This is a genomic window from Neobacillus niacini (assembly GCF_019749295.1).
Classification (GTDB): domain Bacteria; phylum Bacillota; class Bacilli; order Bacillales; family Cytobacillaceae; genus Neobacillus; species Neobacillus niacini_D.
Map to the genome: position 1 here is coordinate 369707 of NZ_JACWFG010000011.1, position 12476 is coordinate 382182.

General features: G+C 41.2%; 11 protein-coding genes. All 11 read left to right on the forward strand.

The window, feature by feature from the left end:
• A complete protein-coding gene (locus H0184_RS15580; protein WP_221826922.1) occupies positions 1 to 603 on the forward strand; it encodes a TetR/AcrR family transcriptional regulator in 603 nt (200 codons plus the stop codon).
• Positions 604 to 650: 47 nt separating this feature from the next.
• Entirely contained in the window at positions 651 to 2327 is a 1677-nt protein-coding gene (locus tag H0184_RS15585) for a long-chain fatty acid--CoA ligase (RefSeq protein ID WP_221826923.1), read from the forward strand.
• A gap of 66 nt (positions 2328 to 2393) precedes the next feature.
• Entirely contained in the window at positions 2394 to 3257 is an 864-nt protein-coding gene (locus tag H0184_RS15590; RefSeq protein ID WP_221826924.1) for a branched-chain amino acid ABC transporter permease, read from the forward strand.
• Positions 3257 to 4252, forward strand: coding sequence for a branched-chain amino acid ABC transporter permease (locus H0184_RS15595; protein ID WP_221826925.1), 996 nt, complete (start codon positions 3257 to 3259; stop codon positions 4250 to 4252). Before H0184_RS15590 ends, H0184_RS15595 begins: the two co-directional genes overlap by 1 nt.
• Before the next feature lie 2 nt (positions 4253 to 4254).
• Complete coding sequence (locus H0184_RS15600) at positions 4255 to 5022, forward strand: ABC transporter ATP-binding protein (protein ID WP_221826926.1); 768 nt, start codon at positions 4255 to 4257, stop codon at positions 5020 to 5022.
• Positions 5015 to 5722 carry an ABC transporter ATP-binding protein gene (locus tag H0184_RS15605; protein WP_221826927.1) on the forward strand — a complete coding sequence of 236 codons (708 nt, stop codon included), beginning with the start codon at positions 5015 to 5017 and terminating at the stop codon, positions 5720 to 5722. The genes H0184_RS15600 and H0184_RS15605 overlap by 8 nt, the downstream gene beginning before the upstream one ends.
• Positions 5723 to 5806: 84 nt before the next feature.
• Positions 5807 to 7015 (forward strand): ABC transporter substrate-binding protein, encoded by a 1209-nt coding sequence (locus H0184_RS15610; protein ID WP_221826928.1) that lies wholly within the window; start codon positions 5807 to 5809, stop codon positions 7013 to 7015.
• A 127-nt stretch (positions 7016 to 7142) separates the two neighbouring features.
• A complete protein-coding gene (locus tag H0184_RS15615; protein ID WP_221826929.1) occupies positions 7143 to 8663 on the forward strand; it encodes a long-chain-fatty-acid--CoA ligase in 1521 nt (506 codons plus the stop codon).
• Positions 8664 to 8677: 14 nt separating this feature from the next.
• Positions 8678 to 9571 (forward strand): R2-like ligand-binding oxidase, encoded by an 894-nt coding sequence (locus H0184_RS15620; protein WP_221826930.1) that lies wholly within the window; start codon positions 8678 to 8680, stop codon positions 9569 to 9571.
• A gap of 27 nt (positions 9572 to 9598) precedes the next feature.
• On the forward strand, positions 9599 to 11122 hold the full coding sequence (locus tag H0184_RS15625) for an aldehyde dehydrogenase family protein (protein WP_221826931.1): 1524 nt from the start codon (positions 9599 to 9601) through the stop codon (positions 11120 to 11122).
• A 19-nt stretch (positions 11123 to 11141) separates the two neighbouring features.
• Complete coding sequence (locus H0184_RS15630) at positions 11142 to 12350, forward strand: iron-containing alcohol dehydrogenase (protein ID WP_221826932.1); 1209 nt, start codon at positions 11142 to 11144, stop codon at positions 12348 to 12350.
• The last annotated feature ends 126 nt before the right edge of the window (positions 12351 to 12476 follow it).

Consider the following 12476-nt stretch of genomic DNA (forward strand, 5'->3'; position numbering starts at 1 on the left):
ATGAAGCAGAAAATAATGGAAGCTAGTATCCATCTATTTGATGAGAATGGTTTTAAATCCACCTCTATTAAAGATATTGTTGATTATATTGGTGTGACGAAGGGAACCTTTTACTATTACTTCCCCAGTAAGGAAGAACTGTTAAGGGATATTCATATACAGTATATTGACGATTTAATAACCAAACAGGAAAAGATTCTTATTAACTCGAAAATAAACTGTACGAAGAAATTATATGAAATCGTTTATATGCTTTTAAAAAATATAAAGGTAAATAAAAGAAGTGCTCGAATCTTTATACGGGAAATCAGACATTTATCCCAAACAAATCATGAAATCATTCGTGTTAAACGAAACACATTCCGCGATAATATCCAACAACTCCTAGAGGATGGTATAACAAATGGTGAAATGAAAAAGGGGTGCCGAGCTGATATTTTAACTTTGGGAATCCTAGGGATGACGAACTGGAGTTATTACTGGTTTAATCCAAATGGAGAAGTTTCAGCAAAAAAACTTGCTGAGATTTATGTGGATTTGATATTAAATGGGATCAATAAGAGTAAAGTTCCGACAAGGAAACCCGCTAAATCTCCCGAATAATGACAGCGTTTACAAAGACCATAGTTTTACTAAAGGAGTGGTGAAGATTGCTTACTCTTCATTATAAACACTGGCCAAATATATCAAAATCCTTAAAAGTTCCTTCCACCTCGTTATATGACAATTTGAAGGTTAGTGCCAGCCGCTATCCGGATCAAAATGCAATCTATTATTATGGAAACAATCTTTCATATGCACAATTAGACAGAGAGGTAAATACCTTAGCTGGCTATCTGCAGCATAAATTAGGGGTAAAGGAAGGGCAGAAAGTCCTTCTGTTTATGCAAAACTCTCCACAATTTGTGATTGGGTATTATGCTATTTTACGAGCTAATGCCGTCGTAGTACCTATTAATCCCATGTTAGTGGCAGATGAATTGGAATTTTACGTTCGAGATTGCGAGATTAAAACGGCGTTGATAGGTCAGGAATTATTTGAACGGGTTCAGCCGCTTATAGGAACTACCACTTTGAAAAACTTAATAATCGCTGCATATTCAGAATATAAGGGAAATGATTTTGACGGTAAGCTTCCTCCGGAAGTTGAGATGGAAAGAATACTTTTTACAGAGTCGAATCATACAGCCTGGAAGGACGCAATTCAGGCAAACCTTACTCCGGGTGAACACACAGCCAAGGGAGATAATCTTGCCGTCCTGCCATATACCTCCGGGACAACCGGTCTTCCAAAAGGCTGTATGCATACTAACCGCACAGTACAAGCAAACACAGTCGGCGCCTATTATTGGTCACGGACTACACCAAATTCAGTTCATTTAATGGCTCTTCCATTGTTCCATGTAACTGGGATGGTGCACAGTATGCATATGCCAATCTATAGCGGAAGTACAATGGTCATCACCACACGATGGAATCGTGAGATTGCTGTTCAATTGATAAAAAAACTTGGCTGCACTCATTGGGTGACCATAGCAACCATGATTATTGATTTCTTAGCAAATCCAGCCTTAAAGGCAGGGGATATTTCAACGTTAACCTCAATCTCAGGCGGCGGTGCTGCTCTTCCTGAGGCTGTTGGTGAAAAATTATTTAACCTTTGCGGGCTGCGTTTTGTTGAGGGATACGGTTTATCTGAAACGATTGCTCAAACCCATTTCAATCCTGCAGACAGGCCAAAAATGCAGTGTTTAGGAATTCCATCCTTTGATGTTGACGCACGCATCATTGAACCAGCAACTGGACGAGAACTAGGTGCAGGGGAGATTGGTGAAATCATCGTCAATGGTCCCCAAATCATGGTTGGATATTATAATCGTGATGACGAGAACCGGCAATCATTTATTGAAATCGCTGGGAAAAGGTTTTTCCGTACCGGTGACATTGGCCGTTATGACGATGAGGGTTATTTCTTTATCGTAGACCGTGTAAAAAGAATGATTAATGCTTCAGGATACAAGGTATGGCCTACTGAAATAGAGTCCTACCTCTATAAACATCCAGCGATTCAACAGGCATGTGTTGTCGGGATCCCTGATGAGAGAAGAGGCGAAAGCGTTAAAGCGTTTGTGATATTAAACGATGGTTTTGAAGGAAAAGTTAGTGAGGACGAAATTATCGAATGGTCAAAACAACATATGGCCGCGTATAAGTACCCACGTCAAATAGAGTTCCGAAAGCAATTTCCAATGACCTCTAGCGGAAAAATTCTCTGGCGGAAACTTCAAGAAGAAGAACAGGCGAAAGTAGAAAATAAGGTGAATTAAATAGGCACCATTGGAGCGAGTTTGCTCCAATGGTATCAAAAGTGTGAAGGTTCAGGGAGGGGAAATATGGAAATATTGATTCAGCAATTATTTAACGGGTTAACAATTGGAAGCGTTTACAGCCTTGTAGCTTTAGGATTAACACTTGTATATGGAATCCTTCATATTCCGAACTTTGCACATGGTGCCCTCTATATGATGGGTGGGTATATAACGTTGACCATGATGACGAAATATGGATTCCACTATTGGATTGCTATTATTGTATCTATTTTAGTAGTGGGACTACTAGGCGTTCTAATGGAAAGGTTTGTTTTCCATCCACTTAGAGATGCGCCGCCCATCCATGATAAAATTGCAGCCATTGGTATTCTCTTATTCTTAGAAGCATTCGCTCAATTTGTCTGGGGAGCAGAATACCAAAGTATGCCAACTCCATATGGACAGGTTGTTGAAATCTTTGGATTAACCTTTACGATGCAGCGCTTGCTAATTGTCATTGCTGCAATCGTTGTTATGATTCTCTTAACATTATTTTTGAAGAAAACCTTTACTGGTTCAACCATTATTGCAATGTCGCAAAATCGTGAAGGAGCAAACCTAGTCGGAATAAATACAAAAAAAGTTGCCATGCTCACCTTCATGATTTCCGGAGGCTTAGCTGCAATCGCTGCCTCTTTGAGTGCACCTATTAATCTGGTATTCCCCGGAATGGGTCACCTTGTCATCTTAAAAGCTTTTGTCATCATTATTCTTGGTGGAATGGGAAGTGTTCCGGGAGCAATCTTAGGCGGGTATATTTTAGGTTTTAGTGAGAGCCTAGGTGCGACGTATATCTCCAATGACTACAAGGACATTATCGCCTTTGTACTCCTCGTTATCATTCTATCTGTTAAGCCTACCGGTCTTTTTTCAAAGGGGGGGCACTAATGTCAAAGATTCAAAGAATTGTGATTCTCGGTCTCATTTTATTTGCCATTGTCTTTCCACTAATTAGTAATAATGATTATTTCATTCACGTCATGACCCTTTCCTTTATTTGGATGATTGGTGTTTACGGACTAAACTTGCTTGCTGGGTATACCGGCTATCTTTCGTTAGCACATGCAGGCTTCTTTGCAATCGGTGCCTATTCTCTTGGTTTATTAACCGTTAAAGCCGAAATGAATTTCTGGCCGGCACTTCTTTTATCACTGATCATAACAGGTGTACTCGGATTTTTTGCCGGACTTATCTCGCTCCGGACAAAGGAACATTTCTTTGCGATTTATACACTGTGTGTCGGCTATATTATTTATCTCGTCATAGATAAATGGGACAGCCTAACAGAAGGTGTACGTGGTTTAATCGGGATTCCAGCACCGGCCAATATTGGACCACTCTCTTTTGAAACACTGCAATCCCATTACTACTTAGTTTTGTTCTTCCTTCTTCTCGTTGTTCTAATCATGTATCGTATTGTTCACTCCCTATCAGGAAGAACATATATTGCCATCCGTAATAGTGAAGACCTAGCCCAGACAATCGGTATTTCAACCATGAAAAATAAATTAACGGTCTTTGTTATTTCAACGGTTATTGCTGGATTATCAGGAGCACTTTATGCCTCCTTTGTTCGTTTTATTGGGCCGGATATCGGCTCGATAGCGATTGTGTTTGATTTTCTTACCTATCTACTTGTCGGCGGGCTTGGTACTCTAAGCGGACCTATTGTGGGTACGCTGCTGATCGTCGTTCTATCCCAGCGTCTTCAGTTTCTACAGGACTACCGGATGCTTGTTTTCGGACCGGTTTTAACTCTGTTGATTATATTCTATCCTCGTGGAATTGTGGGAACAGCAGCGGCCTGGGGTCAGAAGCGCAGGTCTTCGGTCCATAAAACTAGACTAAACAACCTGCCAGAAGAGCAAGTAAAGGAGGGGTAAACATGATTTTTTTAGAAACAAGGAAGTTAACCAAAAATTTCGGTGGTTTAGTGGCAGTAAACAATGTAGATTTCGCAATTGAACAAGGAAAAATCAATGCCATAATTGGACCAAATGGTGCCGGGAAATCAACGTTTTTTAACTTGATCAGCGGATTTCATCCTCCAAGCTCAGGACAGGTGATTTTTAAAGGACAGGATGTAACAAAACTGCCTGCAAATAAAATTGCCCAGCTGGGGGTAGCTCGAACCTTCCAGACTACAAATCTATTTGAGCAATCCACAGTTATAGATAATATCATTGTCGGCCACCGGCTAAGGACAAAGTCTAATTTGTTTGATGCAATCTTTCGGACAAAGCGCCTTAGGTCAGAAGAAGCACTTTGCCGAGAAAAAGCGATGGAGGTAATTGAATTTGTTGATTTGCAAAAGGTTGCGCATAGACCAGTTGCAGGGTTAACACAGGAGGAGAAAAAAAGAACAGCCTTTGCACTGGCATTGGCGACAAATCCTGAAATTGTTTTTCTAGATGAACCAGCGGCCGGAGTCAACCCTGATGAAACAGAAGGCTTGGCAGCGTTAATGCGAAAGATGGCAGATAAAGGAGTCACGGTCTGTTTGATTGAACACAAAATGCAAATGATCATGAAGCTGGCTGACAAGATTATGGTGTTGAATTATGGGGAAAAGATTGCCGAGGGGAAACCAGAAGAAATCCAGAATAATGAAGCGGTAATTAAGGCTTATTTGGGAGGGAGTGCCATTGCTTAGTTTGAAAAATATCTCTGTCAAATACGGCAGCTTTGCCGCTATTCATGACATAAATATCGAAGTGAAAGAAGGAGAAATAGTCGTCCTTTTAGGCTCAAATGGTGCGGGCAAAAGCACCACTTTTAGAACCATCAGCGGCTTAAGTAAGCCTTCGGTCGGTGAAATTCTTTTTGAAGGTAAATCCTTAAATAGGGTATCTGCCGACAAAATTGTTCAATTGGGGATTGGACAATGTCCTGAGGGTCGAAAACTTTTCCCGGCTATGTCTGTTCAGGAAAACCTGAGAATGGGGGCATATGTCCATAGACGGAAGAAAGACGAGATTAAGAAATCGTTGGAGCATGTATATAATCTATTTCCTATTCTCCGTGATAAAAAGGACGATGCTGCAGGCTCTTTAAGCGGGGGACAACAGCAAATGTTAGCCATCGGCAGGGCATTAATGTCGAAGCCAAAGCTTATGCTCTTAGATGAACCTTCAGTAGGACTTGCTCCATTAATTGTTGAGCAAATGTTTGAGGTCATTCAGCAAATAAATCGGGAGGGTACGACGATATTGTTAGCCGAACAGAATGCAAATGCGGCATTAAAAATAGCTGATAAAGGCTATGTGTTTGAGAATGGTTCGATTGTTCTTCAAGGTTCTTCCGCGGAGCTATTTGCAAATGATGAGGTAAGGAAGGCATACATAGGAGCTTGATAGTGTTGACCTTCTAAGGGGGTGATGGTTCACATTCACCAGTTTTGCAACTGAAAATTGTATAAAAATACGAGGGGGAAAACCATGAAAAAAATGAAGTGGCTTTTTATGTTCAGTATGATTTTCGTATTAATTTTCAGCTTAGCAGCCTGCAATAGTACATCCAATACATCAGGAGAAAACGATGAAAAAGAAGATGATAATAAGAGTGAAGAATCAGGAACCGTTAACATCGGATATACCGGGCCATTAAGTGGACCAGCTGCCTTTTATGGAGAACGGACCTTAAATGGTGTTAAGATGGCAGCTGACGAAGTTAATGCGGCTGGAGGTTTTGAAGTAAACGGCAAGAAATACAAATTAAATGTTGTATCCTTGGACGATAAATACCTGCCAAACGAAGCTGGTGCTAATGCAAAGAGATTGGTTCAAGAAAACAAACCGCCAATCATTTTTACGCCGCATAGCGGTGGGATTTTCGCGTTACAGGTATTCAATCAGCTGGATAAATTTATTATTGGTGCTTATTCCAGTGAACCACAAATTACGGAGGTTGGAAATAAATTAACGGTTCGAATTCCACCTCGATATGACGGATATTTAAAGCCATTTACGGAATACTCAATGAAGAACTTTGGTAAGAATATTGCGTTCCTGCCAACCGCGTCACAGTATGGTAAGGACTGGGCAGAAAATTTAAAAGCTTACTGGGAAAAAGAAGGCGGTAAAGTGGTTTACAACTCTGCGATTGATTTTACAAAGGAAACAGATTTCTTCACGATTTTAACGAATGCACTAAAAGAGAAGCCAGATGTATTGTTTATCGGTGGAGCCTCTGAGCCTACAGCGAAGGTAGCAAAACAAGCTCGTGAACTTGGCTTCAAGGGCGGGTTCATCGTAATGGACCAGGCAAAATTTGATGAAATGAAGGCAGTAACAGGATCTTATGACTTATTAAATGGCTCGATTGGAGTGATGCCGCTCGTTGATTCTCAAGAAGCAGCGATACCGGACTTTGTAAAACGCTATAACGAGAAGTATGGTGAAAATCCTGGATCTGAAGCTGGACTTAACTATATTGGCATGCATGTGTTTGTTGAAGCCATGAAAGCAGCTGGTTCAGTTGATGATGTTGAAAAAATCCGTGCGAATATGCAAGCAGGCCTGGATAATTTGCCTGACGATAAAAAGATTTATATCGTGAATAAAATTGGTGAGGATGGCGGATTTGAATTTGATCTGTCAGTTGCTGCTGTTGAAGAAGGAAAAATTGTTCCAATAAAAGTAGATTAATAGGAATAGTTTGTTAGACCTAGCTATATCTATACAAGGGACCCTCTTGTTGTTTTTATTACACAAGGGGGGATTCTTGTGAAGCTATTCTTCCATTTAAAAAGATTGCTTTAAAGGAGGGGATGTTGTGAGGCTTAGTGATTTGCTAGAAACAAACATCAATCAGTTTGGGGAGTTTCCTTTTATATATTTTAAAGAAAAGACATATACAAACATTCAAAGTAAGGTAATCGCGGACAGATTTGCTGGCGGGCTTCGCGAATACGGTATCTCAGAGGAAGACAAAGTTATTGTTTGTATGCCAAACTGTCCAGAAGTTATTTTTGCCTATCAAGGTATAACCCGAGCAGGGGGAATTATCGTACCAGTTATGTTCACACTCCATCCGAAAGAACTGCATTACATCGCAATGAATTCCGGTGCGAAAGCAGTGATTACATCGTCACTAGTTTTAGAAAAGGTAGAAGAAGCACTTAATAGCTTAATAGAAAAACCATTAGTCATTGTAGTTGACAAGCCTTCAAATGGACATTATGTAAACTTTTATGATTTACAGCCTAAGGAAAGTAAGCAAGGACCTGCAATTGATAGAAAGGAGGATGATATAGCCGTCATTCTTTACACCTCTGGAACCACTGGTAATCCGAAAGGTGTTCTTTTAACTCATAAGAACTTAACAAGTAATGCTGAGAATTCAGCCAAACATAATGAGCTGGAGCGGGGGACAACGATTGGAGTCCTTCCACTTGCTCACGTTTACGGGCTGACCATTTCAAATATTTGCTTATTATTGGGCAGCTCAATTGTTGTTTTTTCTAATTTTGATACAGCAGAGGTATTTAAAGCAATAGATAAGTATAAGGTGAAGACATTTTCAGCTGTGCCTGCGATGATTCATGCATTAGTCTCGTATCCTCATGCAAATCAATATGACACCTCCAGCCTTGAATCCGTAAGTTCAGGATCTGCGCCGCTTCCAGTTGCCTTACTGCATGCTTTTGAAAAAAAGTTTGGTGCCAAGGTATATGAAGGCTACGGTTTATCGGAAGCTGCACCGATTGTAACGGCTCATAAAGATGGTATTAAAATTAAACCTGGCTCAGTAGGGATTCCGATTCCGGGAGTGGAGGTGAAAATTGTAGATGACAATGGAGTCGAGGTGGTAAATGGTGAGGTTGGTGAGCTTTGTGTCCGCGGCGAAAATGTTACACCAGGCTATTATCAAAATAGTGAAGAATCAAGGAAGGTCCTAATCGATTCCTGGTTACATACAGGTGATATGGCACGAATGGATGATGAGGGGTATGTCTATATAGTTGACCGTAAAAAGGACTTAATTATTCGTGGTGGATTTAATGTCTATCCCCGGGACGTTGAAGAGATTCTTAATGCTCATGAAACAGTTTCAGAAGTCGCGGTGGTAGGCATTCCAGACGAAAAGATGGGAGAAGAAATGGTTGCCTGTGTCGTTTTAAAACCTGGGGCAGTTGTAAATGAGGAGGAATTGATTCGATATAGTCAGGAGCATTTAGCGAAAAACAAAACACCAAGGAGAGTCGTCTTTCTTGAGAGTCTGCCGCGAAACGGCGTTGGAAAGATTTTAAAAACTCATTTGAGAAAGTGTGTTGTTGATATAAAGATAAACTAAATAGGAGGTTTAACATGACAGAGAGAAAAATGTTAACGACAAGTAAAAGAGGCTTATTGGAGGATTCATTCCCGTTCCGACTATATCAAAAGGCAAAAAGATTAGGAACTTGGAATCCCGCGGATATCGATTTTAGTCAGGATGCCAGCGATTGGAAAAAACTCAATTATGAACAAAAGGAAGATATTCTTCGCTTGATTTCACAGTTTCAGGCTGGGGAAGAAGCAGTAACGCTGGATTTGCTTCCGCTGATCATGGCGATTGCAAAAGAAGGGCGACTTGAAGAAGAGATGTTCTTAACAACTTTCCTCTATGAAGAAGCAAAGCATACAGAGTTTTTCCGTCTTGTCTTGAATGCTATCGGCGAAAGAGGGGACTTATCCCATTTCCATACAGAGACATATAAAAAGATCTTCTATGAAATCCTCCCAACTGCGATGGAACGTCTTGTGACAGACCAGTCTCCAGAAGCAATTGCAGAAGCCTCCGTTGTGTATAACATGTTTGTTGAAGGTGTATTAGCAGAAACAGGTTATTATTCTTTTTACCAAGCACTAGAAACGGCAAATATCATGCCTGGTCTCTTAGAGGGTATTGGGAATTTGAAAAAAGATGAATCCCGGCATATTGGCTACGGCACCTTCCTGCTACAACGATTAATTTGTGAACACCCTCATCTCTTTGATTTTGTTGCGGCGAAAATGACTGAACTTACTCCTTTATCACTTAGATTAAATGAGGAAGGAATAGCAGGAAGGGAGGTAAGTGCCTTCGGCGGGGATCCGGCATTGGTCATGGATTTCACCCTTAAACAGCTTTCAGTCCGGATGGAAATTCTAGCACGAGCAAAAGGCAAAAAAATCGAAGAGATTTATAGATTCTCAGAAACTGAATTAGGCGTTTTATAATGGCCTTACTAAAAAGGAGGAACGAAAATGACAGTAAAAGTCGAAGTACAAAGTTTCCCGCTGTTTATTAATGGAAAGTGGGAGCCTGCTAGTAATCAAGAAACCTTTGATGTCTTTAATCCGGCTACTGGTGAGCTTGTTGCGAAAGTTGCAAAAGGGACTGCAGCCGATGTTGATCGCGCGGTAAATGCTGCAAGAGAGGCGTTTGATAACACCGAATGGAAAAATATGAATCCAAAAGACCGCGCAAAGGTGCTTTATGCGATTTCTTATCAAATTGCTGAGCATGCGGAGGAATTAGCCTATTTAGAGTCGATTAGCTCAGGTGGAACACTCCGCCGAATTGGCAATAGTGATATTTTGCAAATGGTTGATTTATTTCAAACGCTGGCAAACTTTACCTTAGAATATCCATTCTCAGAAACCTTGCCAGTACCGCCATTTCCAGGACCAGCACATAATTTTGTCTGGCGTGAGCCAATTGGAGTCTGTGCAGCGATAACGCCTTGGAATTTACCAATGGTGATTGCAACATGGAAAATTGCGCCGGCATTAGCAATGGGCAATACTGTGGTCATCAAACCTGCAAGCTATACGCCGTTATCAACCTTAAAGCTCGCAGAATTGATTTCAAAAGTAGTTCCACCTGGAGTCATTAACGTGGTAACAGGTCCTGGAGCTGAAATTGGAGAAGCGCTGGTTCTCCATCCTAAGGTAGACAAGGTTGCCTTTACTGGATCCACCGAAGTAGGCAGAAGAATCATGAGTTTGGCTTCAGAAACGATAAAGAATACCACTTTAGAGCTTGGCGGTAAGTCACCAAACATTCTTTTAGAGGACGCTGACCTCAGCATTGCACTACCTGGCAGTCTGTTTGGCGTGTTCTTACATTCTGGTCAACTTTGTGAGAGTGGAACTCGTTTATTTGTTCCAGATTCCTTATATAATCAAGTTGTTGCAGGTTTGGCCGCGCTGACAAGCAAGCTGAAGCTCGGTAATCCGCTCAATCCAATGACAGATGTAGGTCCTGTCATTTCTAAGAAGCAAAAAGAAACTGTTCTTTCTTATATTGAAGCAGGAAAGCAAGAGGGAGCCACCCTCCTTTGCGGTGGAAAAGAAGTTAAGGTCGCTGGCTGTGAGGATGGATATTTTGTTGAACCTACTATCTTCACCAATGTGACAAACGATATGAAAATTGCGCAGGAGGAAATTTTTGGGCCTGTGTTATGTGTGATCCGCTATTCTGAGTTAGATGAAGCAATTAAGATGGCAAATGACACGATTTATGGTTTGGCAGCAGGTGTTTGGACGCGTGATGTCAATAAAGCATATGACGTTGCAAGAAAATTACAGGCTGGAGTTGTCTGGATCAATGACTGGCATATGCTTAGAAGCGATGCGCCATTTGGCGGTTATAAGCAAAGCGGCATTGGCAGAGAAATGGGTCAGCAATCACTAGATGCCTATACACAAACAAAGCATGTTCATACATCCATGTCTCCAGAGCTTGAGAGACGCAACTGGTATGGAATACTGTTTGGCCAAAACTAATGAAGAGGTGAAGAAGATAATGAAAACTTCCTTATCACAGTTTATGCTTCGCACTGGAATTTACAGTGGTTCGAATTCTCGGGCAATGGTACCCAGCCTTTTTGCCGGCCTTGGAGCAAAAAGAGTTGTTCTCTTGAGTGACAGAGGTTTAGAAAAAGCCGGTGTTGTTCAGAAGGTAGCAGAAATATTTAATTTAACAGGTCATGGCAGCGGACCACAGCTGGTCGGTCAATATCTTGATATCTCGCAGGATGCCGAAAGCCGCTGTATAAATGAAGCTGTTCGTTATGTAAAAGAAGTAGGAGGAGATGCCTTATTGGCTGTTGGAGGCGGCAGCGTTCTTGATACTGTAAAAGGGGTAAAATATGCCCTTCATAAAGGATTATCGGATATTAAAGAAGCAATTCCTGGCGGCCTTTTATATGAACAGTTTCCAAAGGCAAACTTTATCCCGATTCCACATATCGCAATCCCGACTACAGCAGGAACAGGATCTGAAGTTTCTCCGATTGCGGTTATTTTTAATGAAGATATTCAAATGAAGACAAATATTATTAATCCGTTTATTAATGCGGATATGGCAATTCTTGATCCAGATTTAACCGTTGGACTGCCGCCATTCATTACTGCCTTTACCGGTTTTGACGCCTTAACACATGCAATTGAAGCACTTGCTTCTCCTACGGCAACAGCGTTGACAGACGCTCATGCGCTGCATGCGATTCGGTTAATTGAAAGGAATCTGCCAGCAGCCGTGGCGGATGGTTCGAATTTGGCTGCCCGGATGGATTTACTGCAAGCAAGTTTAATGGGTATTACAGCATTTAGCTTTGCCTTGAATGCGATACCGGTACACAATCTAGCACACGCTTATGGAGCATTATTCCGGATTCCACATGGTTTGGCAAATGCCGTTTTCCTGCCAGTGGTCATGGAAATGGTTCCTGCATTATACCTGCCGAAGGTGAATGAGCTTGCTGCAGCCTTAGATGTTGAGGTGAAGGGTGATAGCGCTGAAGCTGCCTTAACGAAGGTTGTAGAAAAAATTCGTCTGCTCCAGCATAAGGTCGGACTGCCGGCAGATTTCAAACAGTATAATATCACTGAAGAAAATTTAGCACAGACCATTCCAGCGGTGATGAAAGATCCAGCGGCATTAAGCTTCCCAATGCCAAAAGAGTTGATTGCAGCCATTGGGCAGAGAGTAGTTCCTATTGGGGTAAAATAAATAGATAGGATTAGTCGGGAACAGGGTACCATAATGGATATGGTGCCCTGTTTCTTCTTTTTATTTGCAATTATGGGCTAGTACCAACTTTTTTTTTGAATCCTAGTAAAGAATCATATATAATTT

Bases quoted from the DNA above. Each gene is read 5' to 3' on its own strand.
- H0184_RS15580 (WP_221826922.1), top strand. From the start codon at position 1: ATGAAGCAGAAAATAATGGAAGCTAGTATCCATCTATTTGATGAGAAT.
- H0184_RS15590 (WP_221826924.1), top strand. From the start codon at position 2,394: ATGGAAATATTGATTCAGCAATTATTTAACGGGTTAACAATTGGAAGC.
- H0184_RS15595 (WP_221826925.1), top strand. From the start codon at position 3,257: ATGTCAAAGATTCAAAGAATTGTGATTCTCGGTCTCATTTTATTTGCC.
- H0184_RS15600 (WP_221826926.1), top strand. From the start codon at position 4,255: ATGATTTTTTTAGAAACAAGGAAGTTAACCAAAAATTTCGGTGGTTTA.
- H0184_RS15610 (WP_221826928.1), top strand. From the start codon at position 5,807: ATGAAAAAAATGAAGTGGCTTTTTATGTTCAGTATGATTTTCGTATTA.
- H0184_RS15620 (WP_221826930.1), top strand. From the start codon at position 8,678: ATGACAGAGAGAAAAATGTTAACGACAAGTAAAAGAGGCTTATTGGAG.
- H0184_RS15625 (WP_221826931.1), top strand. From the start codon at position 9,599: ATGACAGTAAAAGTCGAAGTACAAAGTTTCCCGCTGTTTATTAATGGA.
- H0184_RS15630 (WP_221826932.1), top strand. From the start codon at position 11,142: ATGAAAACTTCCTTATCACAGTTTATGCTTCGCACTGGAATTTACAGT.